At 70.5% G+C, this 25,892-nt stretch carries 22 protein-coding genes; 10 read left to right on the forward strand and 12 right to left on the reverse strand.

Annotation, left to right across the window (positions count from 1 at the left end; all coding sequences use genetic code 11):
- Window positions 1–9: 9 nt before the first annotated feature.
- Entirely contained in the window at window positions 10–555 is a 546-nt protein-coding gene (locus tag SM447_RS03925; RefSeq protein WP_474571346.1) for a GNAT family N-acetyltransferase, read from the reverse strand.
- A gap of 133 nt (window positions 556–688) precedes the next feature.
- Between SM447_RS03925 and SM447_RS03930 the strand changes: the two genes are divergently transcribed.
- Both SM447_RS03930 and SM447_RS03935 read left to right on the forward strand, forming a co-directional pair.
- Entirely contained in the window at window positions 689–1,234 is a 546-nt protein-coding gene (locus SM447_RS03930) for a DoxX family protein (RefSeq protein WP_474571347.1), read from the forward strand.
- A gap of 203 nt (window positions 1,235–1,437) precedes the next feature.
- Window positions 1,438–2,880, forward strand: coding sequence for a glycosyltransferase 87 family protein (locus SM447_RS03935; RefSeq protein WP_474571348.1), 1,443 nt, complete (start codon window positions 1,438–1,440; stop codon window positions 2,878–2,880).
- A 34-nt stretch (window positions 2,881–2,914) separates the two neighbouring features.
- On the opposite strand, the gene SM447_RS03940 is transcribed toward SM447_RS03935, so the two are convergent.
- The 5 genes from SM447_RS03940 to SM447_RS03960 all read right to left on the reverse strand — a co-directional run bounded on the left by SM447_RS03940 (window position 2,915) and on the right by SM447_RS03960 (window position 8,868).
- Complete coding sequence (locus tag SM447_RS03940; protein ID WP_474571349.1) at window positions 2,915–3,334, reverse strand: molybdenum cofactor biosynthesis protein MoaE; 420 nt, start codon at window positions 3,332–3,334, stop codon at window positions 2,915–2,917.
- Window positions 3,328–4,581 (reverse strand): molybdopterin molybdotransferase MoeA, encoded by a 1,254-nt coding sequence (locus SM447_RS03945; RefSeq protein WP_474571350.1) that lies wholly within the window; start codon window positions 4,579–4,581, stop codon window positions 3,328–3,330. Before SM447_RS03945 ends, SM447_RS03940 begins: the two co-directional genes overlap by 7 nt.
- A gap of 9 nt (window positions 4,582–4,590) precedes the next feature.
- Window positions 4,591–5,073, reverse strand: a complete 483-nt coding sequence (locus tag SM447_RS03950; RefSeq protein ID WP_474571351.1) for a MogA/MoaB family molybdenum cofactor biosynthesis protein — start codon at window positions 5,071–5,073, stop codon at window positions 4,591–4,593.
- Window positions 5,070–5,561: a cyclic pyranopterin monophosphate synthase MoaC gene (gene moaC, locus SM447_RS03955; protein ID WP_474571352.1), complete on the reverse strand. Its 492-nt coding sequence runs from the start codon at window positions 5,559–5,561 to the stop codon at window positions 5,070–5,072. The genes SM447_RS03950 and moaC overlap by 4 nt, the downstream gene beginning before the upstream one ends.
- A 214-nt stretch (window positions 5,562–5,775) precedes the next feature.
- Window positions 5,776–8,868 (reverse strand): AfsR/SARP family transcriptional regulator, encoded by a 3,093-nt coding sequence (locus tag SM447_RS03960; RefSeq protein WP_474571353.1) that lies wholly within the window; start codon window positions 8,866–8,868, stop codon window positions 5,776–5,778.
- A gap of 473 nt (window positions 8,869–9,341) precedes the next feature.
- On the opposite strand from SM447_RS03960, the gene SM447_RS03965 reads away from it, so the two are divergent.
- The 5 genes from SM447_RS03965 (at window position 9,342) to SM447_RS03985 (ending at window position 15,008) form a co-directional block, all read left to right on the forward strand.
- Complete coding sequence (locus SM447_RS03965) at window positions 9,342–11,852, forward strand: putative bifunctional diguanylate cyclase/phosphodiesterase (protein WP_474571354.1); 2,511 nt, start codon at window positions 9,342–9,344, stop codon at window positions 11,850–11,852.
- 13 nt (window positions 11,853–11,865) lie between these two features.
- On the forward strand, window positions 11,866–13,191 hold the full coding sequence (locus SM447_RS03970) for a glycosyltransferase 87 family protein (RefSeq protein WP_474571355.1): 1,326 nt from the start codon (window positions 11,866–11,868) through the stop codon (window positions 13,189–13,191).
- Window positions 13,188–13,820: a phosphoribosyltransferase gene (locus SM447_RS03975; protein WP_474571356.1), complete on the forward strand. Its 633-nt coding sequence runs from the start codon at window positions 13,188–13,190 to the stop codon at window positions 13,818–13,820. The genes SM447_RS03970 and SM447_RS03975 overlap by 4 nt, the downstream gene beginning before the upstream one ends.
- A gap of 19 nt (window positions 13,821–13,839) precedes the next feature.
- Entirely contained in the window at window positions 13,840–14,235 is a 396-nt protein-coding gene (locus SM447_RS03980; RefSeq protein ID WP_474571357.1) for a TFIIB-type zinc ribbon-containing protein, read from the forward strand.
- Between the two features lie 98 nt (window positions 14,236–14,333).
- The gene (locus SM447_RS03985) at window positions 14,334–15,008 is read left to right on the forward strand and encodes a maleylpyruvate isomerase N-terminal domain-containing protein (RefSeq protein ID WP_474571358.1); all 675 of its coding nucleotides are present in this window, start codon (window positions 14,334–14,336) and stop codon (window positions 15,006–15,008) included.
- Here the strand turns inward: SM447_RS03985 and dnaB are convergent, their stop codons facing one another.
- Window positions 15,009–16,373, reverse strand: a complete 1,365-nt coding sequence (dnaB, locus tag SM447_RS03990; protein ID WP_474571878.1) for a replicative DNA helicase — start codon at window positions 16,371–16,373, stop codon at window positions 15,009–15,011.
- A 435-nt stretch (window positions 16,374–16,808) separates the two neighbouring features.
- Here dnaB and SM447_RS03995 point away from each other — a divergent pair, with 435 nt between their 5' ends.
- Window positions 16,809–18,467 (forward strand): hypothetical protein, encoded by a 1,659-nt coding sequence (locus tag SM447_RS03995; RefSeq protein ID WP_474571359.1) that lies wholly within the window; start codon window positions 16,809–16,811, stop codon window positions 18,465–18,467.
- A gap of 124 nt (window positions 18,468–18,591) precedes the next feature.
- Here SM447_RS03995 and rplI read toward each other — a convergent pair whose 3' ends face one another.
- The 4 genes from rplI to rpsF all read right to left on the reverse strand — a co-directional run bounded on the left by rplI (window position 18,592) and on the right by rpsF (window position 20,232).
- Window positions 18,592–19,038, reverse strand: coding sequence for a 50S ribosomal protein L9 (gene rplI, locus SM447_RS04000; RefSeq protein WP_474571360.1), 447 nt, complete (start codon window positions 19,036–19,038; stop codon window positions 18,592–18,594).
- A 14-nt stretch (window positions 19,039–19,052) separates the two neighbouring features.
- Window positions 19,053–19,292, reverse strand: a complete 240-nt coding sequence (gene rpsR, locus SM447_RS04005) for a 30S ribosomal protein S18 (RefSeq protein WP_007073789.1) — start codon at window positions 19,290–19,292, stop codon at window positions 19,053–19,055.
- Window positions 19,293–19,333: 41 nt separating this feature from the next.
- A complete protein-coding gene (locus tag SM447_RS04010; protein WP_093409371.1) occupies window positions 19,334–19,843 on the reverse strand; it encodes a single-stranded DNA-binding protein in 510 nt (169 codons plus the stop codon).
- Between the two features lie 98 nt (window positions 19,844–19,941).
- Window positions 19,942–20,232, reverse strand: coding sequence for a 30S ribosomal protein S6 (rpsF, locus tag SM447_RS04015; protein WP_089004747.1), 291 nt, complete (start codon window positions 20,230–20,232; stop codon window positions 19,942–19,944).
- Between the two features lie 509 nt (window positions 20,233–20,741).
- On the opposite strand from rpsF, the gene SM447_RS04020 reads away from it, so the two are divergent.
- A complete protein-coding gene (locus tag SM447_RS04020) occupies window positions 20,742–21,533 on the forward strand; it encodes a deoxyribonuclease IV (protein ID WP_474571361.1) in 792 nt (263 codons plus the stop codon).
- Window positions 21,530–23,881 carry a hypothetical protein gene (locus tag SM447_RS04025; RefSeq protein ID WP_474571362.1) on the forward strand — a complete coding sequence of 784 codons (2,352 nt, stop codon included), beginning with the start codon at window positions 21,530–21,532 and terminating at the stop codon, window positions 23,879–23,881. Before SM447_RS04020 ends, SM447_RS04025 begins: the two co-directional genes overlap by 4 nt.
- A 14-nt stretch (window positions 23,882–23,895) precedes the next feature.
- Here SM447_RS04025 and SM447_RS04030 read toward each other — a convergent pair whose 3' ends face one another.
- Window positions 23,896–25,470, reverse strand: a complete 1,575-nt coding sequence (locus SM447_RS04030) for a glycosyltransferase family 87 protein (RefSeq protein WP_474571363.1) — start codon at window positions 25,468–25,470, stop codon at window positions 23,896–23,898.
- Between the last annotated feature and the right edge of the window lie 422 nt (window positions 25,471–25,892).

Here is a 25,892-nt window from a genome sequence, read left to right on the forward strand (position 1 = left end):
GAGGCCAGGTCAGACCCTGGACCAGGGTGGCGGGAAGACCACCTCGCCCTGCGGGGGTGGCGGCTCACCGCTGGTCGACGGCGGCAGCACCAGCGCCTGCCACGGCTCGCCCAGCCCGGACCACGGGCTGGTCAGCCCCAGCCGGTCGGCCCGGCTGAAGCCGAAGCGCCGGTAGTAGGCCGGATCGCCGAGCACCACCACCAGCCGCTCACCAAGTTCCGTCGCCGCCTCCAGCGCGGCCTGGACCACGGAGGTACCGAGCCCGATCCGCTGCCGATGCGGCGCCACCGCCACCGGACCCAGCGCCACCGCTGGCGTGCTGGCCGCGTCCGAGCAGACCATCACCCGGGTCAGCAGGGCGCAGCCGACGATCTCACCGCCGTACTCGGCGACCATCGCCAGCTCCGGCAGCCACGCGTCGCTACCGCGCAACTCGTCGACGAGGCGTACCTCCGGTGGGACGGCCACGTCGGGCCGGGCGAAGGCCGCGGCCAGTACCCGGCGGACCGCGCCGGTGTCGGCCGGATCCTCGGGACGTAACCGCAGGGTCGTCACGCGGCGAGGTTACCCCGCGCGGCTGGTCCATCCGCGACGGTCCCCGAACCGGGCGTGGCGGCACAACCACCCGATCGATCGACATCCCCCGTTGCGGGGCGTAGCGGGGGCCCGGACGGGGTATGACTGTTCCATGACGCCCGTACGATCCCTCGCCCGCGCCATGTTGAGCGGCATCTTCGTGGTCAGCGGCGCCCGCAACTTCGCCAACCCCGGTCGCCTGGTGCCTGCGGCGAAGCCGATCACCGATCGGGTGACCCCCCTGCTGGAGCGGGCGGATCCGCGCATCCCCACCGACACCGAGACGCTGATCCGGGCCAACGCGGCAGTGCAGTTCGGTGCCGGGCTGATGCTGGCGACCGGGCGGTTCACCCGGCCGGCGGCCCTGGTGCTGGCCGGCACGCTGATCCCGGTGACCCTCGCCGGGCACGCCTTCTGGAGCAACGAGGACCCGGCCGCGAAGAACAACAACCAGATCCACTTCCTGAAGAACCTCGGCCTCTTCGGTGGGTTGTTGCTTGCTGCGGCGGACACGGAGGGTAAGCCAGGGCTACGCTGGCGGGCTGGTCACCGGATCGGCCACTCCCGACGGTCGGTGCGCCGCGCCGTCCGGACCGCCCGTCGCGAGGCCCGGATCGCCCTGCGGTCGGCGTCCACCGCTCGGCGACTCCCCGGCTGAGCTGCGAACCGTCCACCCCACCCCGGCCAACGCCGCGAATCACCTGAACCGCCCGGTAGGCGTTAACGCGGTTGAAATGTCAAAAGAATGTGTGGGATCGGACACGGTCGCATAACGCGGGAGGCACTGAAGTGAGGCGCCGTTCTAGGCTCCGTACTGGACCTGGACGGGTAGGACGACCTTGGTACGGGGGTGGCCGCGCCATGCCGGCGAGCGTCGGTAGAGGGCTCGACCGCCTCGCCACAGTCCGTCGCGTAACGCGTGGGATCGATCGTAGGACAGTCGTACGGGCCGGCATCGTCGCCGCCGTCGCCTACGCCGCATGGCTCGCCATCGGTGCGTTCGGGCGTCCGTACAACTTCTTCGACATGAAGATCTACCACGGCGCGGTGGTCTGGTGGGCGAGCGGTCACGAGCTGTACGAGTTCGTCGCGCCCGACACGACCCTGGGCTTCACCTACCCGCCCTTCGCCGGGCTGGCCATGCTGCCGATGGCACACCTGCCGGTCACCCTGGCCGGTCTGGTCAACGCCGCGGTCAGCATCGCCGCACTGGCCGTCGTGCTGGCAGCTCTGCTGCGCCCGATCGTGGACCGGTTGGGCTGGCCACTGTGGTACACGGTGGCCATCGCCACGCCGCTCGCCGTCGCCATCGAGCCCACCCGGGAGACCCTCGGCTACGGACAGGTCAACCTGCTGCTGTTCGCCCTGATCATGGCCGACCTGGTCGCCTTGCGCTGGCGGTCGCGCCGCGGCACCCACCAGGCCGAGGACGACGGCCCACTGCTGCGATTCATCTACGGCGGTGCCTGGGCCGGCGTGGGCATCGGGCTGGCCACCGCCGTGAAACTGACTCCGGCCCTGTTCATCTTCTACCTGATGATCACCCGGCAGTGGCGGGTCGCCGCGACGGCGATCGGCACCGCCATCGGGGTGACGATCGGCAGCTTCGGCGTCGTCGGAGCGGAATCGCGCGCCTACTTCGGCAGCGTGCTGTGGCAGACCGAGCGGGTCGGCGCCGCCGACATGACGCCCAACCAGTCCCTGGCCGGCCTGCTGGCCCGCCTCTACGACTCGATCGAGACCCCGGGGCTGCTCTGGCTGGCCTTCTCCGTGCTGGTGTTGGCGCTCGGCCTGTCCCGGGCGTCCAACGCGCACGCCGACGGCGACGAGCTGACCGCCTTCACGCTGGTGGGTCTGACCGCCAACGTGATCAGCCCCATCTCCTGGACGCATCACCTCGTCTGGGTGATCCCGGCGATCATCGTCCTGGCCGACGCCGCGATCCGCCGTCATGACGCCAGCCGGGGACCGGCGCTGCGCTCCGCGTCGGGGCCGTACGGCGGACCACCGGGCGTCTCGGCGCTCCGCCCGCCGATCTGGTACCCGACGTTGACCGGGTTCCGCCACGGCATCGCCGCCGTCGGGCTCTACCTGCTCTTCCTGATCTCTCCTATCTGGCCGTACGAACACCAGCTGCCGGAGGTCTCGCACTACGAGGACGGCCTGTTCGGCGCGCTGATGGAGAACTCGCTGGCGCTCGCCCTGATCGTGCTGGTCGCCGCGCTGCCCTGGCGGCCCGGCGCGGAACCCGCCTACCACACCGACCGGGCGGCACGCGCCTCGATGCTCCACGCACGGCGGTAGGCGTCGGCGACCGCGGTGGGTCAGGCGGTCGCCGTCAGGGGCAGTTGACCCACTCCTCCGAGCCGTCGGTGAAGACCTGCCGCTTCCAGATCGGCAGCCGGGCCTTCGCCTCGTCCACCAACCGCGCGCAGGCGGCGAAGGCGGCGGCCCGGTGGGCGGTGCTGACCGCCGCCGCGAGGGCCACGTCACCGATGGCCAGCGGACCGATCCGGTGGGAGACCGCCACGGCGTACACGTCGGGGTCGGCGGCGATCTCGTCGGCCACCTCCCGCAGCACCTTCTCGGCGCTCGGGTGGCCTTCGTACTCCAGGCTCGTCACCGACCGGCCGTGGTCGTGGTCCCGGACCACCCCGGCGAATGAGACCACCGCGCCGGCCCGGGAATCCGCGACCGCCGCCTCGTGCGCGGCCAGATCCAGCGGCTGGTCGGTGACGGTGCTGACCACGGTCACCATGCCCGCTCCCCGGGCAGCAGCGGCAGCGGCACGACCGGAACCCGATCACCGACCGAGCCGGTGGTGCCGGGCGCGATCACCGCGAACCCGTCGGCACCCGCGAGCCCACGCAGCATGGCCGAACCGACGTGCCGGACCGGATGGGCGGTCCCGGCAGCTCGGTCGAGCCGGACCAGCGCCAGATGGGTGTGATCACCACGACCGGCGACCGGCTCGGCGAGAACGGCGTGCGACAGCACCGGCATCGGTCGACCGGCCAGGCCGGCCAGCAGCGGCGCGACCAGCGACACCAGCGCCACGATGGCGGACTGCGGGTTGCCGGGCAGCCCGGCGACGAACCGGACGTGCCCGTCGGCACCGACCAACCTGGCCACCAGCATCGGAAAGCCGGGGCGGACCGCGACCGTGTTGACCACGTAGTCGGCGTCCAGTGCCGCCAGCGCCGGGTGCAGGTGGTCGACCGGGCCGTGCATGGTGCCACCCGTGGTGCAGACCAGATCGGTGTCGTCCAGGGCGTCACGCAGCGCGGCCACGTGGGCGGGCAACGTGTCGGCGACCGGGCCGACCACGTCACTCGGATGCACCTGGCAGCCGTACCGGCGCAGCCAGCCCGGCACCGCCGGACCCAGCGCGTCGCGGACCCGGCCGGCGGCCGGCGGGCCCGCCGTGAGCAGTTCGTCGCCGAAGACCAGCAGCGCGGCCCGGGGCTGCCGGCGTACCCGCAGGGTGTCGTGGCCGCACGAGGCGGCCAGGCCGATCACACCCGGGTCGACCGGCGTGCCGGCCGGCAGCAGTTCCTCACCGGCGGTGGCCTCCTCGCCGGGCTGCCGCCACTCCGGCGTGGCCCGTGGCACGCCGTCGACGAACCCTTCCGGCGTACGCGTCGACTCCTCCACCCGCAGCACCGCCGAGGCACCGGTCGGCACCATCGCCCCGGTGGCGATCTCGACCGTCGTCCCGTCCTCGGTCAACGGGGCGGGCGTACTGCCCGCGAGCACCCGCCCGACCACCCGCCACGGACCGGCACCACGCACCGCCCAGCCATCCACACTCGACGTCGGAAACGCCGGAAGGTCGGTCCTGGGGGTCAGTGGCTCGGCGAGGGTGTGTCCGTCGGTCTCGGCGAGCGGACGCTCGACGGCGGGCAGCGCGGCGGCCAGCCCTGCCGCGTACACCCGGGAACGCGCGTGCGCCCAGTCGGCTGGTGGCGCGGAGACCTCGTCGGTGGAGGCGGTTTCCGTTCTCACCGGCCGAGCCTAACCGGCTGCCGGATGGTCGCCACCGCGCAACTGATCGACGGTGTGGGCGAGGATCGGCCCCAGCACGGCCATTCCGTCGCGGGCCCCGCCCGTCGACCCGGGCAGGTTGACCACCAGCGTGCGGCCGGCCACCCCGGCGACGCCGCGGGACAGCGCGGCGGTGGGGACCTTGTCGCGGCTGTGCGCACGGATCGCCTCGGCGATGCCGGGGATCTCGTAGTCGAGCAGGGCCCGGGTCACGTCGGGCGTGCGGTCGGTGGGGGTGATCCCGGTGCCACCGCTGGTCAGCACCACGTCGACACCGTCCGCCACGGCCGCCTCGACCGCCCGGCCGACCGGGTCGCCGTCCGGCACGACCACCGGTTCGTCCACCGTGCAGCCCAGCTCACGCAGGCCGGCGACGAGGAGTGGACCGCTCGTGTCGGCGTAGACGCCGGCGGCGGCCCGGTTGGAGGCCACCACCACCCGGGCGCGGATCACGGCCGCTCCTCCGGACGCTCCCACAGACCGGTCTTGCCGCCATCCTTGCGCAGCACCCGGACCGCGTCGACGCTGGCCGCCGGATCCACCGCCTTGACCATGTCGACCAGGGCCAGCCCGGCGACCGCGACCGCGGTCAACGCCTCCATCTCGACCCCGGTGCGGTCGGCCGTCCGGGCGGTGGCGGTGATCTCGACCGTGTCGGGGGTCAGCGTCAAATCGACCGTGACGCCGTGCAGGGCGATCGGATGGCACAGCGGAATCAGGTCGGGGGTGCGCTTGGCACCCATGATCCCGGCCAGCCGCCCGACCGCCAGGGCGTCACCCTTGGGCAACCCCTCCCCACGCAACAGGTTGATCACCTCGCGGGTGGTGCGCAGCCGGCCGGCGGCCGTCGCCGCACGCCCGGTTACCTGTTTCGCGGAGACGTCGACCATGCGCGCCGCGCCGGCCTTGTCGACGTGGGTCAGCTGGGCGGGTTCGGTCACGGTCGCGAGCCTATCCCTCGGGTACGACAGGCTCCCTTCCTGGATCGGAAGGAGCGACGCGGGGACGCCGCCCCTTCCTCACCAGCCTGCCGCCGGTTGCTGGGGTAGACCCGGCGGCAGGGGTCGCGACGAGATCCGGCAACTGTCGGATCTCCCCCCGTCGACGAACGTTCCGGAGGTTAGCGATCCCGGCGATAAGAAATCGATAAGAATGTCAGGCCAGAAGGATCCCGTCACCGACGGCGGTTGCGCTCCGCCTCAGGGCAGCGATGCGACGCTCGATCTCGTACCGCTCCGGCGCGCCGGTCGGCTCGATGAGTGCCAGTGCTCGTTCGAGGTGCCGTCGAGCTTCGGCCGGGTCCGCACTCACCAGGTGCTCGGCGAGACCGGCCAACGCCCGCGCCTGCTCGTAGCGGTTGTCGATCCGGATCGCCAGGTCAAGTGCTCGCTGGTGGACCCGCACGGCCCCGTCGACGTCGCCATCGGCCGTCAGTGTCAGGCCGAACTCGTTCAACGCACTGCACTCCGCCTGCCGTTCGGCCGAGTGGGCGGTGATTTCCAGCGCAAGCTCGTGCTGCCGTCGGGCTTCCGCGAGCTGACCTGCGCCTCGGTACGCGACGGCCATGACGTTGCGCGCGTCCCCTTCTCCGTACCGATGCCCGGTCTGGGCGTACAGCACCATGGCGGACCGCAGCAACCGCAGAGCCTGAGCGTGCTCCCCCAACCGCACCCGTACGGCGGCGAGGTGACTCAAGGCGTTGGCGATCTGGTAGCGATCGTCCTCGACCCGGGCCCACAGCAGATGAAGGCGGTGCACGCGCAGCGCTTCGTCGTAGCGACCCAACGAGGTGAGTGCGAGACCGAGGTTCGGCAGGTGTATCCGAGCCCGACTGATCTGCGACATCGGAAGGTCACGCGATGCCGCGACAGCCAGATCGGCGGCCTCCCGAAAATCACCCCTCAAGCAGTGGATCACGCTCAGGTTTCCTCGGAACCTGGCGATGTCTCCTGGATGGCCGGACACCTCGGCCACCGCCAGCGCATTCTTCAGACACTGGACCGCCTGATTCTGTGAGCCGATCTTGCTCAATGCAGAGGCGAGATAGTTGTTCATGATGCCGATCGCGCGACCGTCCTCCAACTGCTCTGCAGCGGCGAGCCCCAATTCGTGCGTACGCTGGATGTCTTCGAAGTAGCCGCGCACATAGTAGAAACGCCAGAGTACGCGAGCCAGCTTCCAGGCGTAATCATGGAGGGAATTTCTCGCGGCCAGATCGATGAAGAGATTCAGGTTGCCCCGCTCGCGCTCGACCCAGTTGATGTCGACCGCCTCCGGCCCGGGCAGGAGATCGGGCCGTTCCGGTACCACGTCGCCGATGTCGCCGTGAATGTCCACGAGCCTGTTAAGCGTTTCCGTGGCGCCGATCGACATACTCATGACCTGATCAAGCAGACTGACGAGCGCCGCCCTTCGCGTCTCGTCCGAGTCCATTTCAAGACACTTCTCACGTGCATATTGTCGGACCAGGTCGTGCATTCGATAGCGACCATTCTCCGACTCTTCCACCAGGTGTCGGTCCACCAAGTCGTCGAGAATGGTTCCGGCTTTCGTGTAGGACAGCCCGGACATCGCCGCAACCATGCTTATGCAGTAATGACCGGTGTGCAGACCCAGGAAGCGGAAGACCCGCTTACTTACCTCGTGCAACGGTTCGTAGGAGGCGGTGAAGGCCGCCGCGACGCTGCGCTCACCCGTTCCGAAGCTGACCAAGCCCGACTCATTGCCGGCAAGGCGCGCCGCCAGATCGACCAGTCGACGGTTGCGTCGATGGGCCAGCCGCGATCCGACCAGCCGGATCGCCAGCGGTAGGTAGCCACAGTTGCGGACAATCTCCGCTGCGGACTCGGGCTCGGCCGAGACCCGTTCTTCTCCAGCGCTGGCCGCCAGCAGTCGTACACCCGCCTCCGACGACAACACGGACAACGACTCGGGAGGTCCGACATCGAGATCGAGAAGCCGCCGCCGGGAAGTGATCAGTACAACCGACGACGCGGTGACCGGAAGCAGCGGAGCCACCTGTTCGCTGTCAGCCGCATTGTCCAGGACGACGACGGCGCGGCGAGCGGACAGCTCTCTCCGCCACAAGCCTCGTCGCTCATCCATTTCCAATGGGATTCGTGAGGCCGGCACACCCAACTGGCGAAGGAGCACCACGAGGGCGGTGGCGGGATCGACCAGATTGCCGTCCTCGTGACCGCGCAGATCGATGAATAGCTGACCATCCGGGTGCGAGGCCGCAAGACGCCTGGCGACGTGCACGGCGAGGGTCGTCTTACCGCTTCCCGCCATCCCGTCGATCAGATGAACGACGGATGCCGAGCCATCGCCGGCACGGCTCCTGCCAACCAGCCGTTCGACGATCTCATCCCTGCCCACAAAATCCGCCACGGGTCTGGGTAGCCAGTCCCAGTCGGGCCCGTGACTGTCGGGCGTGCCCGAAGTCCGCGCGATCGACTGGTCACCGCCGACAGATCCTGGAGCGACAGAGGCCGGCACCACAGCACCCTGACGCTCGACCAGTTCCTGATGCAGTCGCCGGAGATCGGACCCTGGCTCCACCCCGAACTCGGTCCGGATGGCACGGGCCGCAGATCGAAACACCGAGATCGCGCCGGCAGTGTCGCCCCGCCGGTGCAGCGCCCTCATCAGCAGAAGCAGTGCCGGCTCCCGGATCGGATGGGCCGCAACCGTCCGCCACAGCAGCGGAAGAGCCTCCGCAACGTGATCCGCCTCCAGGTGTAGATCCGCAAGGAGTTCCACGGCGAGCAGGTACTGCTCCTGGGCGGTCGCCACGTGGGCAGTCAGCGATGCCCCGAGAGGTACGCCGAGCAGGGGTGGCCCGGACCAGAGGGGCATCGCCTGGCTAAGCAGCGATCGTGCGGTCCCCGCCTGGTCGCCGAGGTTGAGTTGACGCGCCCGCTCGACCTGATGAAGGAAATGGAACAGGTCGACGTCGTCCGGGGCCACCTCCAGCCGGTACCCACCGCACTGGCGGACCAGCACTCCCCGGCCAGCTTCGTGGGCCTCGAACGCACGCCGAAGATTGGCGGCGTAGGTCCGGACGTTTGGTACGGCCGAACGCGGTGGTGTCTCGGGCCAGATCTCGTCGATCAGGTCCTCTGTCGCAACCGTCCGTCTCGGGTTCATCACCAGCTTGGCCAGAACGGTTCGCTGCTTCGGCGTACCGAGGTCCACTCCAGACGAACCAAACGAGACCCGAAAGCCGCCAAGCACCTCAATCTTCACTTCTCGAACCCCTTGTGAGGCAGGCATTCGCGTGATCGCACCTTAACAATGCGCATCGGATCGGGTGAACCGCAACAAACGCTCGGTCACGGCGGTGGCGGCATCGGCAATGCGGGACCACAATCCGAGGTGGCGACGACCAAGCTGTGCGAAATTGGTTAAGCCGGCTGGCGGCAGGGAGAAGTCGCTCGACAAACTCCACGATCGATGCGCTCCGCACAGCTCATATGGACGGAACGTCATGAATGGTGGCATCCTTAACTAATGTTGCGCATTGTCACATTTATCCTGGCTTAGCCGACCCGTCTCGACTTAACCTCGCTTTCGCCATCGAGGAATCGCCATCGATGAGCTGGGGCGTCGAGATTGGGGAGGCCGGTATGCGCGGCAACGATTGGGCCTGATCAATACCTTGAGTCGCCCACTGCCGACGGTAGGCTTGCCGTCACGGTGGTGCACTCGTCAGGGGAGGCATGATCCGTTCCTCGACACGAGACAATGAGACCGATCGGCGGCTCCTGCTGCTAGTCGGTCTCGTCGTCGTGGCTGCCGTGGCAGCCGTTGTCGCCTCGACCATGATCGCGTCGGCCTCGCCGTTGGTCACCCCCCTCAACGAGGTGTCCGCCCTGGCGATGTTGGTCTTCATCAGCGCCGTAGGCACCCTCGTCTGGACTCCTCTCCGGATCAGGTCGACAGCCCACCGCATCAGCTGGAACGAGACCGCGCTGGTCATGGCCCTGGCCCTCGCGCCCACGCCGTGGGTGGTGTTGTGCACCGCCGCCGGCGTGGCACTGGCCTCTCTGCGACTACCGCCGATCAAGCTCGCCTTCGGCGTGGGCAAGAACGTCCTGATGGCCGTCGGGGCCGGCGCCACCCTCCAAGCCGCGGGCTGGGACGGCCTCACCGGCGACCCGTGGCAGCTGATTCCCCCACTCGCAGCGGCCTACCTCGCCGCCGCTCTGCTCGACGAGATGCTGGCGATACCCGTGATCGCCCTGGCCTCCCGAACTCCCATCTCCCAGCACTTCCGCAGCAACCTCGACCTGAGGATCGCGGGCTACCTCGTACGCTTCTGCGTCGCCACCGGCAGCCTGCTCATCCTCGAAGCGGACCCCAGGCTCCTGCTCGCCGTGCCACCACTCGTGCTCAGCCTGCACCTGGCGTACTCGGGTCGGATCCGACAACGGGCCGAGCAGCAGGTGTGGCAGCGGCTCGCCCAGACAACCGACGCCCTCAACGTGGTCGAGCTGGACGAGGTCCTCACCACCGCGGTCACCCGGGCATCCGAACTCTTCTCCGCCGACGAGGTGGAGGTCGAACTGCGCGACGCCGACCGGGTGGTACGCGGCGGCACCGACGGAGTCACCTACGACGGGCCGGCCGACGAGCCCACCAGCGTTCAGGGCGCGGTGGTCCCCGCCCGGCTGGAAGGGCACGACAAGACCGTCGACGTGGGCATGCTGCGGCTGCGCTTCCGCGGACCGGTGAAGCTCTCCGAGCGAGAGCAGTACACGCTGTACACGTTCGCCTCGGCGCTGTGCACCGCCATCCGCAACGCCCAGGCGTACGCCGAACTCGCCCGGGTGGCCCGGGCCCACGCGCACGACGCCACACACGACGCGCTGACCGGCCTACCGAACCGGCGCCACCTGCTCGACGCGGGCAACGACCACCTCCACCAACGGCACGCCGACGGCGTGACCGCCCTGGTACTGATCGACCTGAACCACTTCAAGGAGGTCAACGACACCCTCGGCCACACCGCCGGCGACCAGATGCTGGCCGCCGTCGCCGAGCGGCTGCGCGCCGCCGCGCGGGCGGAGGATCTGGTCGCCCGGCTCGGCGGCGACGAGTTCGCCGTACTCCTGCGCGCCCTGCCGGCCCCCGCGATGGCCGCACATCGGGCCGAGACGCTGCTGGCGGCGCTGCACGAGCCCTTCGACATCGACGGCATGCGAATCAACGTGGAGGCCAGCGGTGGTATCGCCGTCGCTCCCGCCACCGGCGGCATGGTCGAACTGCTGCGCCGTGCGGACGTCGCCATGTACCAGGCCAAACGGGCCGGGCAACGCGTCGCGACCTACGCGTCCGCCCGGGACACCGCCGACCTGGGCCGCCTCACGCTCGGCGGCGACCTGACCCGGGCCGTCGCCGACCACGAGTTCACCGTCAACTTCCAGCCGATCGTCGACCTCGGCACCGGTGAGGTCATCGCCGCCGAAGCCCTGGCCCGGTGGCGCCACCCCACCCACGGCATGATCGACCCACTGCGTTTCCTGGAGACCGTCGAACGCTCCGGCCTGCTCCCGGCCTTCGCCGAGGCCATCCTCGACCAGGCGCTCATCGCCGCCGGCACCTGGCGTGACGCCGGCTTCGACGTTCCCGTCGCGGTCAACGTCTCCCCCCGCAGCCTCCTCGACACCCGGTTCCCCGGTTCCGTGCTGGCCCGCCTGCGCGCCCACGACCTGCCACCCGACCGGCTGATCCTGGAACTGACCGAGACCCTCACCCTCAGCCAGCTCGACGTCGTCGACCAGGTGCTCTCCCGCCTCCGCGAAACCGGCGTCCGGCTCGCCCTGGACGACTTCGGGACCGGCTACTCGTCGCTCTCCCTGCTCTCCCGGATACCGGTGCACCAGTTGAAGATCGACCGGAGCTTCGTCACCGCCATGGAGTCCTCCACCGAAGCCGCCGCGATCATCCGCTCCACCCTTGATCTCGGTCGCAGCCTCGACCTCGCCGTCGTCGCCGAGGGCGTGGAGCGGGAGGCCCAGCGACGCGCGCTCTGGGAACTGGGCTGCACCGCCGGCCAGGGGCACCTCTTCGCCCGCCCATTGCCCGCCGGAACACTGCTCGCCGCCCTCCAGCGCGGCACCGGCAACCGCACCGGCTGCCTCGCGGTAGCCCTGCACGACGCCGGTGCGGTGGTCCGGCTACCGCAGGGACGTCGACAGGGGGGCCGGGGCCGGCACCAGCCGGCCTGACACACTTGCCCGGGTGAGTACCACCACCCAGACCCGCCACCGTCCCGGGTGGTGGTACCGGCTGTCCACCACTGGCGGCGGTCTCGTCCTGGACCTCGGCCTCTACGCCACCTCGGCCGCGTTCGCCGGAGTCACCGCGGCGACCTCCACCCTCCTGCCGCACCGCGCCTGGGGCGGCATCGCCGCATTCGGTTACCTCACCGCGGCGATCGTGGCACTCGGTCAACTGCTGCTGCGCCGGCACCGGCCGGACTCGGCGCTGGCTGGACTGCCCGCACGCTGGCTGGTCACCGTGCTCACCTGGGCCGGCGTCGCCCTGCTACCGCTCATCCGGCAGAGCATGCAGCGTGCGGCGGGACGCATCGACCGGGCCCAGGAGGAAGTGCTCGTCGTCGAGGAATCCGGGCGGCGACTGGTCGACACCGGCACGCCCTATCTGGGGCCGGAGTCCATCGCCGCGCTGCCGCCCGGCGAACAACTGCTCGGCTACACGCCGTACCAACCGGGAATGGCCCTGTTCGGGCTGCCCCGCGCGGCCGCCGACGCGTGGTGGACCGACGCCCGGATCTGGTTCGCCGTCGGCACCGCCCTCGCCCTCCTCCTCGCCGTCCGCGTCCTGCGCCGAACCGTGGACGCGACCGCGACGACCGACCACGACGCGGCCCTGCTACGCGGGGTGCAGGCCGCCACCGTCCTGCCGGTCTGCGCGCTGACCCTCGCCACCGGCGGCGACGATCTTCCCGTACTCGCGCTCTGCCTGCTGGCGCTCGCGATGGCCGCCACCGCACGACCTGGCTGGGCCGGCGTCGCCGTCGGGCTCGCCGGTGCGCTCAAGCTGTTCGCCTGGCCGGTCGCCGTGGTCCTGGTCATCTGGGGCATCTGCCGGCGGGCCGGCCGGCGGGTGGCGGCCGGCGCGCTCGGACTGCCCGCCGCCGCACTGCTGCCCACCTTGCTGGTCGACCACGACGCCCTGGTGGAGAACGTGCTGCGCTTTCCCCTCGGGCACGGCCTGGTCTCCAGCCCGGCAGAGTCCCCGTTTCCCGGCTACCTGATCGCGAACGCGCTACCGGCGGGACGGGCGGTCGCCGCGGCACTGCTGGTCGCCGCCGGGGTGGCGACCGCCGTCCGGCTCGTCCGCCACCCGCCCCGCACCGCCCGCACGGCGGCGCTCGTCTGCGGGTACGGGCTGCTCGTGGCGATCCTGCTGATGCCCGCCACCCGGTTCGGCTATCTCCTCTATCCGGCGGCCTTCCTCGTCTGGGCACTCGCCCTCGACGTTCCCGGGATCCGGCAACCAGCGGGCGAAGACGGCCCGCAGGGCGTAGACCTGAGGACATGACCACCTACCGCGACCGCACCGAGGCGGGCCAGGTGCTCGCCGACCGACTCACCGCGCTGATCGGCGAACCCGACGTCGTCGTCCTGGGCCTGGTACGCGGCGGCGTACCGGTGGCTCGGGTCGTCGCCGAACGCCTCGGCGCGCCACTGGACGTACTGGTGGTCCGCAAGCTCGGCATGCCGTGGGCCCCCGAGGTCGCCTTCGGTGCGCTCGGTCCGGGCGGGGTGCGAGTGGTGAACGACGTGGTGGCCGGCCAGCTCGGCCCCGACGACATCGCCGAGGTCCAGCACCGGGAACAGGCCGAGCTGGATCGGCGCGAACAGCTCTACCGGGCCGGCCGGCAGCCGCTGGACCTGACCGGCCGAACGGCCGTTCTCGTCGACGACGGGCTGGCCACCGGGGCCACCGCCCGGGCGGCCGTGCAGGTGGCCCGGCACCTCGGCGCCCGTCGGGTCGTGGCCGCCGTCCCGGTCGGCGCCCAGGAGGCGTACGAGATGCTCGCTGCCGAGGCCGACCAGGTGATCTGCGCCCAGCGACCGCCCGCCTTCACCGCCGTCGGGGCGTACTACGACGACTTCCACGAGGTTTCCGACGAGGAGGTGACGGAGGCGCTGACCGCTACCGCGTGAGCCGACCAGGTACCGTCGGGTGATGAGCCTGACCTGTCCCAAGTGTCACGGAGAAATGCGCCAGTACGAGCGCAGTGGCGTCGTCATCGACCAGTGTGGCGAATGCCGCGGGATCTTCCTCGACCGCGGCGAGTTGGAGAAGCTGTTCGAGGCGGAAGCCAACTGGAGCGCGCAGCAGGCCCCCGCCGCACCGCAGCCCGCCCAGCACGTCTCCCAGCCGGGCGGCTACCAGCCCCCGCCCCCGCCGCCCGCGCCACACCAGCCCGGTTACGGTGCCGTCCCGCCGCCGCCACCCCCGCCGCACGGGTACCCGGCTCCGGCCCCCGCGTACGGCCACGCCCAGCAGCACTACGGCTACCACGGGCACTACCGGCGGAAGAAGCGCAAGAGCTTCCTCGACGAGATGTTCGGCTGAGCCCCCGTCGAACCCAGGGTGACCGGGCCGCACCGGCCCGGTCCCTCCATCCCGGCTCTCGCAGCGCGGGACGGCGCGAGCTGTGCGACGCTGCCGACATGGGGTTGCGGGCATCGCACATCGCACTGGCCAACGCGTACGACGGCATCACCAGTGCCGTCGCCGACCTCGACGACGCGGATCTGCAGCGGCCGACCCGGTGTCGCGGGTGGCTGGTCGCGGACCTGCTCTTCCACGTGCTCTGCGATGCTCAGCGGGCGCTCGTCGCCCTGGCCAGCCCCGCCGACGGACCGGCCACCGTCGACTCCGTCAGCTACTGGCACTCGTTCCCGGGCGGCGACGGAAGCGCCCGGCACGCCTGGTGGGCGCGACGCTCCGCTGCCGCGTTCGACCGTCCGACCGGCGTGGTCCGGCTCTGGGCCGACACCGCACCCGCCGCCGTACGCGCCGCCGGCAGCGCGGACCCGGACGGCTTCGTCACCACCCAGGGGCACGTGCTGCGGGTAGCCGATCTGCTGGACACGCTCACCACCGAAGCGGTGGTCCACCACCTCGACCTGGTCCTGGACCTACCGGCCGCGTCGCGGCCCGGACCGGCCGCGACCCGGGTCGCGACGACCACCCTGGACGCTCTGCTCGACGGTGCCGTTGCCCGGCCGTCCGGTTGGAGCGACCACGACTACCTGCTCAAGGCGACCGGGCGGCTACCGCTGACCGACCCGGAGCGACGCGAACTCGGCGCGCTCGCCGACCGCTTCCCGGTGCTCGGCTGATCAGACGATCGCCATGTCCACGAAGCGCGACAAGTGCAGCTGGGCGGCGACCGTCACGGTGTCGGTCGGGCCGTTCCGATGCTTGGCAACGATAAAGTCCGCCTCGCCGGCGCGGGGCGACTCCTTGTCGTAGTAGTCGTCACGATGCAGCAGGATGACGACGTCCGCATCTTGTTCGATCGAGCCAGATTCGCGCAAGTCAGACAATTGTGGGCGCTTGTCGGTGCGCTGTTCCGGGCCTCGGTTCAGCTGGCTGACCGCAATGACCGGGCACTCGACCTCCTTGGCCAACAGCTTCAGGCCCCGGGACAGGTCCGCGACCTCCTGCTGCCGGCTCTCGGTACGCTTCGGCGAGGTCATCAGCTGGAGGTAGTCGACCACAATCAACTTGAGGTCGTGCCGCTGCTTGAGCCGACGGGCCTTCGCCCGGATCTCCATCAGGTTCATGCTGGGTGTGTCGTCGACGAACAGCGGTGCCTCGCTGATCTCACCCATGCACCGAGCGAGCTTGGTCCAGTCGTCATCGGAGAGTTGCCCGCTGCGCAGCACGTGCAGCGGCACCCGCGCCTCCGCCGACAGCAGCCGCATGACGATCTCGACCTTGCTCATTTCCAGCGAGAAGATCGCCGATGCCTGGTTCGCCCGGATCGCGGCGTTACGCGCGAAGTCCATGCTCGCCGTGGACTTCCCGAGGCCAGGTCGCCCGGCCACGATGATCAACTGACCGGCGTGCAGTCCGTTGAGCAGGCGGTCCAGGTCGGTGAATCCGGTCGGCACGCCGGTCATCACGCCACCCTGGGCGCCGACCGCCTCGATCTCGTCCAGCGTCGGTTGCAGCATGTCGGCCAGGACGGCGAAGTCCTCGCTGACCCGGCGCTCGGTCACGTCGTAGACGGCCTGCTGCGCCAGGTCCACGATGTCGTCGACGTCCCGGCTGCCGCCGCTCGCCGTGCCGTAACCGAGTTGGACGATCCGGGTACCGGCCTCGACCAGGCGGCGGAGCACGGCTCGTTCGCTGACGATGCGCGCGTAGTAGGCGGCGTTCGCGGCGGTCGGCACGCTCGCGATCAGCGTGTGCAGGTATGGAGCGCCACCCACGCGGGCCAGATCACCGGAGTCGGCCAGTGCCGCGGCGACGGTGATGGCGTCGGCCGGCTCACCCCTGCCGTAGATCTCCAGAATGGTGTCGAAGATGGTGGCATGGACCGGCCGGTAGAAGTCGTTGGTCTTGAGGATCTCGACGACGTCGGCGATGGCGTCCTTGGAGAGCAGCATGCCACCGAGGACGCACTGCTCCGCCGCCACGTCCTGGGGCGGCGTCTTGTCGAACTGACCGTCGCGTGGCGCATCGCCGGACTGTTGCACGCCGCCCGGGAACGACTCCGTCCGCCTGTCATCGGTGACCGACACCGGGCCCCCTCCACTGCGTCGGATCGGTTCCAGGCTTACCGCCCGGGTGCGACAACGTCGACCGGCCGCTTCGATCGGGGGTCATCGGTCGGCAGGTCGGTGGCAACCATACGGACTCCGAGGTCAGCCGCTCAACAGTGCCGGTGGACGAGCCTTGGGACAACCTGTGGACGCGAGTGGACAAGCATGTGCGCAGCGTGTGCACAGGTTGTGGATAACGGATGGGGAATTCTCGGCAGCAACCCCTCTGACCTGCGCAAACTTCTTCCCCAGCCTGTGGAGCGAATTTCCGGGTAGGGCTTTGTCCTGAACCTCCCGTAAGATCGGTGGCCTACGGCTACACCTGGACAGCGGATTGCACTTTCGGTTGAGAAGGGTCACGCTCCGGCCGTGAGTTACCGGGACTGGGCACGCGGAGAGGACGGTCCGCGCGAGCGGCGACCGGCCGCTTCATGGGCCGATCCCGTCGAACGTTCACCGGCCGAGCGGTACGACTCGGCGGTCGAGCGTTACCGCACCCCGAGCCGTCGACGGGCGATCGAGCGCGGCCAGGAGGAGCCGGCCGAGCCCTACCTGCCGCGTTGGGCGCTGGAGTCGGGTGTCAGCAGCGTCGACGGCGGCGGTCGGCATGCCGCACCGGACGACGATGACGATGACGACCGGCCGCGCTACGGCGACGATGGCTGGCGGTCGTCGAGGTCTTCCCGCAGCGGCCGGAGCCGCCGGTCCGACGAGGCGGAATGGCGTGACGCACGGCCGCGTGCCATCGCGCCGTCGCCCGCCGTGACACCGGAGTCCGACCACACCCGCGAGTGGACGTTCGACCGTCCACAGGAGGAGGGGTACGTCGGTAGTCGGCGGGCCGAGGAGGACGAGCCGGTCTCGGGCGTGTCGCCGCAGAGTCGGCCCCGCCGAGCGCAGTCGCGCCGTCGGCAGGTGACCTGGTCCGGCCTCCAGGACGAGGATCAGCAGACGACCGGTTCCGAGCCGGCCGCTGACCCGACTCCTCGACGTAGGCGGCGGGCGGCGGAGCCGGCCCCCGGGCCGGCCATGGATCCCTGGGATCGGGCGGCGGAGCCGTGGGAGCGGTCGGCGGAGCCGGAACCGCGGCCCCCTGCGGTGGATCCGTGGGACGCCTCCGGTCTGCACGCCTGGCAGCAGCCCACCGGCCTGGGCCGTCGAGCCGAGGCCGGCCCGGTCGACCCCTGGGACGCCGACAGTACGAGCCAGTGGCTTCAGTCGGCCCCGGCGGACCAGTGGTCGGAGCCGGACAGTACGGGTCAGTGGGACCGCGATCCCGAGGTGGATCGGCGGGCTCGGCATCAGGACCGGAACCGGTGGGACGACTACTCCGAGCCGGACCGGTGGGATCGCACTCAGCCACCCCGGTCGGGCGGCGCGCCCGGTGCCGAGCAGTGGTCGTGGGGCAGCCGGCCGGAGCCGGAGCCACCGCAGGAGACCTTCTGGTCGGGCACCCGGTTGGCCGGTGACGATCCCCGTTGGGTGGATGCGCCCGCGTCGGCCCCACGGTCGCCGGTGGTGGGTTACACGGCGCCGCGTCCCCGCCCGACGCCGCGGCGACGTCCGGTGGCTGTTCCGCAGGCCCGGCCGGTGGGTATCGCGGCGGTACGACGGCGCATCGAGTCGGTGGGCAGCGCCGGTTGGAACCGCCGGCTGGAAGACGACCTGCTCGACCCCGATCCGGGTGGCCCCTGGCTACCGCTGCTCTACACCGCGGCCTGTTACGTCCTGCCAGCGGTCGTGATCTTCGTCTGGCTGCTGACCCTGGACGGCACACCGCCCGTGGGCTGTGTGACGGACATCAGTGGCGGTGGTTGCGAGTCGCCTCGGGCGCGGGCGTTCGGGGCGATGGTGGGCGGGATGCCCCGCTTCGGTCTGGCCCTGGCCAGCAGCTTGGCGATCGCGACGCTGCTGCGTCGGGTGGGTACGACCTGGCGTCCGACCACGGTGGCGCTGGCCGCGGCCGTGGTGGGTGGCGGCCTCTCCACGGTGATGATCAGCGCGGTGACCGGCCAGCCGATCGGTTGATCGGCGAACCGCGACGACGGGTCCGGTGCGTGCTCCTCGGCCGGCAGGATGATCCGTGAGCGACAACGACAGCAGGGCCCGCACCGTGCGCGGTGCAGGCCCTGCTGTCGTTCGTCGGCTGGGATCAGCCCTGCACGACGTTGAGGTTGAACGAGGCGGTCACCTCGGGGTGCAGCTTGATCCGCACAGGGTGCGACCCGATCGACTTGATGTGGCCGGAAACCTCCAGCCGCCGCCGGTCGAGCGCCGGACCGCCGGCCGCCTTGACGGCGTCGACGATCTCGGCCGGGGTGACCGAGCCGAAGAGGCGGCCGCCTTCCCCGGCGCGGGCCTTCAGGTTCACCTTGAGGGCCTCGAGCTGTGCCTTCACCTCGTTGGCGTGGTCCAGGTCGCGGATCTCGCGGGCCGAGCGGGCCCGCTTGATCAGGGTGACCTGCTTCTCCGCGCCCTTGGTCCAGGCGATCGCGAAGCCCTGCGGGAGCAGGTAGTTACGGCCGTAGCCGTTCTTGACCTCCACGATGTCGCCCGGGGCACCGAGCCCGGACACCTCCTGAGTCAGGATGATCTTCATGTCGGTGCCTTTCCTCAGCGGGCCGTCGCGGTGTACGGCAGGAGCGCCATCTCACGGGCGTTCTTGACCGCACGGGCGATCTGCCGCTGCTGCTGCGAGGTGACGCCGGTCACCCGCCGAGCGCGGATCTTGCCGCGGTCGGAGATGAACTTGCGCAGCAGCGCGGTGTCCTTGTAATCGATGTAGGTGATCCCGTCCTTGTCGAGCGGGTTCACCTTCTTCTTCGGCTTGCGCAGTGCCGCAGCCTTCGCCATTGCTCTTGCTCCTGGTTTACGATCACGGGCGCTCGGCGCCATTAGAACGGAGGCTCCTCGTCGAAGTTGCCGCCACCCGAACGGGAGGGGGCCGGTGCAGCCGAAGCCCAGGGGTCGTCGAAGTTGCCTCCGCCGCCCTGGCCACCACCGCCACCGCTACCGAAGCCGCCGCCACCGCCGCCGGACCGGGACATCTTCTGCACCTTCGCCGTGGCGTAGCGCAGCGACGGGCCGATCTCGTCGACCTCCAGCTCGATGACGGTGCGCTTCTCACCCTCGCGGGTCTCGTACGACCGCTGACGCAGTCGACCCGAGACGATCACGCGGGCGCCGCGCTGGAGCGACTCCGCCACGTGCTCCGCGGCCTGCCGCCAGACGGTGCACGAGAGGAACAGCGGCTCGCCGTCCTTCCACTCACCGGAGGCCTTGTCCATGAACCGGGGCGTCGAGGCGACCCGGAACTTGGCGACCGCGGCACCGGAGGGGGTGAACCGCAACTCGGGGTCATCGGTCAGGTTGCCGATGACCGTGATGGTGGTGTCTCCTGCCATGACCAACTCCTCGCGCGCTCATCCGTTCCGCCGTACAGGTTCTCAGAACCCTCCGACAGCGACGGTGAGGCTGATCCGGGTGGGGCCGGGTGGATTTGCTAGCGCATCTCCGGCCGGATGACCTTCGTGCGCAGCACGGACTCGTTGAGCCGCAGCTGGCGGTCCAGCTCGGCCACCGCCTCCGGCGTCGCCTGGAGGTCGATGACGGCGTAGATGCCCTCGGCCTTCTTGTTGATCTCGTAGGCGAGGCGTCGGCGGCCCCACACATCGGTCTTCTCCACCGAGCCACCCGCGGTCCTGATCACGTTCAGGTACGTGTCGAGCGACGGGGCGACGGTGCGCTCCTCGAGGCTGGGGTCGAGGATCACCATGATCTCGTAATGACGCAAGACGTGCTCACCTCCTGTGGGCTAAGCGGCCACGGTCCTTCCGTGGCAGGAGGTCGTGCGTCGTGGCCCGTTCCGGTACCGGGGGGACCCGGCCGGGGACGGGCAACCGGACCAGGATACCCGGCCCGGACGATCACCATCACCGAGGTGACAGGCACAGCGAACCGGGGGTCCGGCCGACGTCGCTGTCGGCACGGACCCCCGGCCACGGGGCCGCGGGGCGCCTGGTCCGCATTCCTTGGGTGGGACCTGGGGAGGAACGACCACACCGATGAGGTTGGACCGGAGACGCCCCGCGGAGCTTTATCATGTTGTTACCTGACGTTATCGCGGAAGTCGGCTCTTCATGGGGCAAATCCCGGAATTACCGACAATTTTCTCGGTCACCTCCGGCCAGGTCACTTGACCGGGAGGATCCACCGGAATCAACGACCGCCGTCGGTGCCGGTGACGCGGCCGGGTCGCGGGCATCGACGCGGGCGTCGGAGGCGGGACGTAGGCTCGCCTGCATGCGTATCGGAGCCCACGTCGATCCGACCGACCCGCTGGCGGAGGCGACCGCCCGAGCGGCAGACGCCGTGCAGTTCTTCCTCTCCGACCCGCAAGGGTGGAAGACGCCGCAGCCCCGTGCCGACGCGGAAGCGCTGCGTACCACCGACGTCGACGTCTACGTGCACGCGCCGTACGTCATCAATGTCGCGACCGGCAACAACCGCATCCGGATCCCCAGCCGCAAGCTGCTGCTCGCGCACGCGAAGGCGGCTGCGGCCATCGGCGCCAAAGGGCTGGTGGTGCACGGCGGGCACGTCAACGCCGGTGACGACCCGGCGACCGGGTTCGACAACTGGCGCAAGGCCCTGTCGTACGCGGCCGAGTCCGGCGGCTTCGGGCTACCGGTGCTGATCGAGAACACCGCCGGTGGTGAGAACGCCTGCGCCCGGCGGCTGGACGCACTGGCCCGGCTGTGGGACGCCGTCGGTGATCACGAGGTGGGTTTCTGCCTCGACACCTGCCACGCACACGCCGGCGGGGAGGAGCTGCTGGGCCTGGTCGACCGGGTGAAGGCGATCACCGGGCGGATCGACCTGGTGCACGCCAACAACTCCAAGGACGGCTTCGGATCGGGTCGGGACCGCCACGACAACCTGCCGGGCGGGACCATCGACCCGGAACTCGTGGTCTCGGTGATCCGCGCGGCGGGCGCCCCGGTCATCGTCGAGACTCCCGGAGGCGTCGAGGGGCAGAGCGGCGACATCGCATTCCTGCGCGGGCAACTCGCCGGGGAGACCGGGCCGCGATGACCACGGACCAGTCCGCCCCCGGCGGCCCGAGACCACCTTCACGCGACGGCCGGGCCGCCGACGGCTCGACGTCCGGCGGTACGCCGACGAACGAGGACCGCGCGTCGAAGAAGCGCGCCGGCACCGACGTCGCCTCCGAGCGCCCAGCCGCTCCGGCCGAGGGCAGCACCGACGGCACGGCCAAGAACGCTGCGGGTACCGGTGGCGGAGCCGGCGGTGCCGAGTCCGGCGGCACCGGAGGTGCCTCACCCGGTGCCGCCACCGGGGACCGGGTTCCGGACCAGGACCTCGGCCCCGAGCGGAGCGACGGCAACGACGACGCCTCCGACAAGGCCGCAGGCCACCGGGCCGGCCGAGCGGCGGAGCCGGACGCCGCCTCGGGCACGGCCACCGGGAAGGCCGAGGGCGCGGAGACAAACGCCGCCACCGAGAAGACCGACGACGCCGGGAAGGACATCGCCACCGGGAAGGCTGACGACGCGGGGAAGGACGCCGCCACCGGGAAGGTGGCCGGCGACGGCGAAGACGGGGCCGGCGGCAAGCAGGACGGCACTCCGGCGGCGGGCGGAAGCAAGCCGGACCGGTGGGCTGCCTTCGGGCCCGCGCCCGAGCCGGTCCCCACCTGGTACGGGCGACTGGGGCGGTGGTTCGGCCGGCTGCTGATCCACGAGTGGACGCTGGCCGCCTTCGCGTCCCTTGCGCTGGCCGTGCTGATGACCTGGCCGACGCTGCGCTACCCGGCACACACGCTGCCACAGGACTACTGGGACCCGAGTCTCCAGGCCTGGCAGATGGCCTGGTCCGGGCACATCCTGCTGACCGATCCGGCGCAGCTGTGGCACTCCAACGCGTTCTATCCCGAACGGTGGAGCTTCGCCTTCTCGGACACTCTGCTCGGGTACGCACCGGCCGGCATGATCGGCAGCGGCCCCGAGGCCGCCCTGGTCCGCTACAACATCATGTTCGTGCTGGCGCACGCCCTCGCCACCTTCGGCGCGTACGTGCTGGCCCGGCAACTCGGCGCGAGCCGCACCGGGTCCGCGGTGGTCGGTGCCGCCTACACCTACGCGCCGTGGCTGCTGGCCCAGGCCGGTCACCTGCACGTCGTCTCCAACGGCGGCATTCCGCTGGCGCTGGCCATGCTGGCCAGGGGGCACGGCTGGTCGCTGCGGCACGGCTACCGACCCGAGCGCCGGCACGAGGGCTGGGTGTACGCCGGCTGGCTGGTGGCCGCCTGGCAGCTGAGCCTCGGCTTCGGCATCGGCCTGCCGTTCGCGTACCTGCTCGCCGGCATCGTGCTGGTGGCCGCCGTCATCTGGTACGCGAAACGGATCTTCTGGCGGCTCAAGCGGCCCTTCGGCCAGCGGCTGTTCGTCGCCGACCTGATCGGTGGGCTGATCTTCGCCGGGGTGGGCGTCCTGATGGCCATCCCGTACTTCACCGTCGCGCAGCTGCACCCGAACGCGGAGCGGACGCTCGGCGACATCGCGATCTTCTCGCCGCCGGCGAGCGGCTTCGTCACCGCGCCGGCCGAGTCCCGCCTCTGGGGCGGGCTGCACGAGGGCGCCCGGTCGCTGCTGCCCTGGCATCCGGAGATGACGCTGCTGCCGGGCTTCGTGCTGTACGCGCTGGCCCTCGGCGGGCTGTTCTTCTCCGTCTGGAAGGTCCGCCAACGCCTGTTCCTGCTCGCCGGGGTGCTGGTGGCGATGCTCCTGTCGATGGGCACCGAGTTCTTCGGCGGTCGCTTCACCTACGCGCCGCTCTTCGACCACCTGCCCGGCTGGAGCGGCATCCGGACACCGGGGCGGCTGATGCTGTGGGCCACACTGCTGCTCGGGCTGCTCGCGGCCGGGGCGGTCAGCGCCTTCGCCGAGCGGGTCCGGGAGATCTCCGCCGAACGGATCCCCTCCTGGCCGAGCCCCTGGCTGCGGCTGGCGACGCTGGTACCGCTGCTGCTGGTCATCGCCGAGGGCACCAACACCACACCCCATCCGGTGGTGCCGGCCCAGCCGGCAGCCATGCGTTCGGTCGACGGCCCACTGCTGGTCCTGCCCAGCGGGCAGAACCACGACCAGCCGGTGATGCTCTGGTCGACCACCCGGTTCCAGGACATCGTCAACGGTGGCAGCGGGTTCACCCCACGCCAACTGGCCGACGTACGCCGGGTCGCCATGACGTTCCCCGACCAGACCAGCGTCGACTACCTGCGTACCCTCGGCGTCCACAACGTCCTCGTGCTGCGGGACAAGATCAAGGGCACCCCGTGGGAGGTCAGCGTCGACGCGCCCGTCGACGGGCTGGGCATCACCCGCGAGGAGATCGACTCAGTCGTCGTCTTCCGTCTCTGAGCGGCGTCACCGGATCACGTGGTGGTGGCCACGGGTGCCGGCGCTGCTTCGATCTTCCGGCCAGAGCTTCGCCAACGTTCCAGCCAGGAAGCGTCGGGAGCGCCGTCGAGCAGACCACCGTCCGGGTCGTCCGCGTAGGTCTGGCGCACCGCGTCCTGCTCGGGGTTGAGGATCTCGCGGACGACCAGGACGACCAGGGCCACCACGGCGGCCAGGCGCAGGCTCGCGGCCAGCACGAAGACGCCCTCCGGGAAGACCGGCGTGCCGGTCGACGCGCCGAGCAGCTGGCCGTAGAAGGCGACGAAGTAGCAGACCTCGGCGACCTGCCAGACGAGGAACGCTCCCCACTTGGGCCGGGCGAGCACCACCAGCGGCAGTAGCCAGAGCACGAACTGCTGCGACCACACCTTGCTGAAGATCAGGAAGACGGCGACCACCAGGAAGGCGAGCTGGGCGAGCCGGGGGCGCCGGGGTGCCAGCAGGGCGAGCGCACCGATGCCGAGGCAGGCCAGCCCGAACAGGGCGTACGACAGGTGGTTGAGGGTGGGAATGTTGCCGTCGAGCCACTGGAAGGGGCCGATGCTCGCGGGGTCGCCGAACTTGCCGTCCAGGTAGCGGCCGATGTACCAGAAGGTGCCCCAGTCGATGGGGCGCGTGGTGTTCAGCTCGAAGAAGCGGTTCCAGTTGTCCCGGTACGGGATCGCCACCGGCAGGTTCACCAGCACCACCGTCACGGCGGCCGTGATGATGGGCAGGATGCCCGCCCAGATCCGGCCGGTCCGGATCGCGAGCACCAGGATCGGGCCGAGGATGAACAGCGGCCACATCTTCGCTGCACCGCCCAGCCCGAGCAGCACCCCGGCCAGGGCGACCATCAGCACCCCGAAGAGAGACACACCTGGCGGCGACCCCCCGGGCAGGTTGGCGCCCAGCCCCCGCCCGCTGCGCGCCCAGGCCAGCAGGCCGAACGCGGCGAACCCGATGGCGAGGAAGTCCCAGTTGACGGTGGCGGTGAGCAGCAGCGCGGGCGCGAGCGCGAAGAGCGCGGCGTCCCACGGACGTCGTCGGCGCAGCGCCAGGATGACCGCCACGGTGGCCACCGCCAGCGCACCGAGCACGAGGGCGTTGAGGTTGTAGAACCACTGGCCCTGGTTCATGTCGGGGTTTCCGTCGCCGGCCGCGTGCACCGGCAACCCGAGCGCCCCCATGAAGTATCCGGTCAGCACCGGGTACTCCACCGGGTGGTCCCGGTAGGGCACCGCGCCCTCGTTGAGGCGCTCGGCGTAGTAGAGCGCCAGCACGTCGGTGTAGCAGAAGCGGGTGTACTGCTCGTTGTTCGCCCATGCGCCGTCCTGGCAGGGCGACTTCTGCACCCAGTGCAGGGCCAGCGTCAGACAGGTCAGCGCCAGGACGATCCGTACCGCCGTCCAGAACCGACGCTCCGCGCCGACGGGCCGGTCGCGGGCGACCGCGTGGTCACCGAGCGGGCCACCGATCAGTCCGGAGAGCCCTCGGACGAAGCCGTCGGAGCGGGACGGGTGATCGGGCGCGCCGGATCCATCGATGCCTGACGTCGACTTCGTGCTCATGACCGTGCATCCTGCCGTATCCGACGACCGCGTTGAAGCCGAAACCCACAGCGAATCCCCGAGGCGCTGCCGCCGTTGTGTGGGCACTCGGCCGCCCTAGGCACCCGGTACCCGGCGCTCGCGGTCTGCGGCATGTCGCGGTATCCCTGGGCTCGGAAACCCCGACATGCTGCATCTGGCGATCGGGCGGCCGGTTGCGCTCAGGTACGGAAGCTCAGAGCACGAGGAACAGGACCGCCGGGGTGATGGGCAGGGCGGCAAGTGCGATACGGACCGCTCGGGACAATGGTCTGAGGACTCGCCTGGCCCAGGATCTGGGGATCAGCGCGGGCCCAGAGGTGGAGCAGCTCTACCACCGACTCCTGGACAGGACGTACACGACGGCTTCGGGCGGCCGGACCCGAGGTCCGGCCGCCCGCTGC

The organism is Micromonospora aridisoli (assembly GCF_056150025.1).

Excerpts from the sequence above, each read along its gene's own strand:
- SM447_RS03930 (WP_474571347.1), top strand. The coding sequence starts at position 689 with ATGACGCCCGTACGATCCCTCGCCCGCGCCATGTTGAGCGGCATCTTC.
- SM447_RS03935 (WP_474571348.1), top strand. The coding sequence starts at position 1,438 with ATGCCGGCGAGCGTCGGTAGAGGGCTCGACCGCCTCGCCACAGTCCGT.
- SM447_RS03940 (WP_474571349.1), bottom strand. The coding sequence starts at position 3,334 with ATGGTGACCGTGGTCAGCACCGTCACCGACCAGCCGCTGGATCTGGCC.
- SM447_RS03965 (WP_474571354.1), top strand. The coding sequence starts at position 9,342 with ATGATCCGTTCCTCGACACGAGACAATGAGACCGATCGGCGGCTCCTG.
- SM447_RS03975 (WP_474571356.1), top strand. The coding sequence starts at position 13,188 with ATGACCACCTACCGCGACCGCACCGAGGCGGGCCAGGTGCTCGCCGAC.
- SM447_RS03985 (WP_474571358.1), top strand. The coding sequence starts at position 14,334 with ATGGGGTTGCGGGCATCGCACATCGCACTGGCCAACGCGTACGACGGC.
- rplI (WP_474571360.1), bottom strand. The coding sequence starts at position 19,038 with ATGAAGATCATCCTGACTCAGGAGGTGTCCGGGCTCGGTGCCCCGGGC.
- rpsR (WP_007073789.1), bottom strand. The coding sequence starts at position 19,292 with ATGGCGAAGGCTGCGGCACTGCGCAAGCCGAAGAAGAAGGTGAACCCG.
- SM447_RS04010 (WP_093409371.1), bottom strand. The coding sequence starts at position 19,843 with ATGGCAGGAGACACCACCATCACGGTCATCGGCAACCTGACCGATGAC.
- SM447_RS04020 (WP_474571361.1), top strand. The coding sequence starts at position 20,742 with ATGCGTATCGGAGCCCACGTCGATCCGACCGACCCGCTGGCGGAGGCG.
- SM447_RS04025 (WP_474571362.1), top strand. The coding sequence starts at position 21,530 with ATGACCACGGACCAGTCCGCCCCCGGCGGCCCGAGACCACCTTCACGC.
- SM447_RS04030 (WP_474571363.1), bottom strand. The coding sequence starts at position 25,470 with ATGAGCACGAAGTCGACGTCAGGCATCGATGGATCCGGCGCGCCCGAT.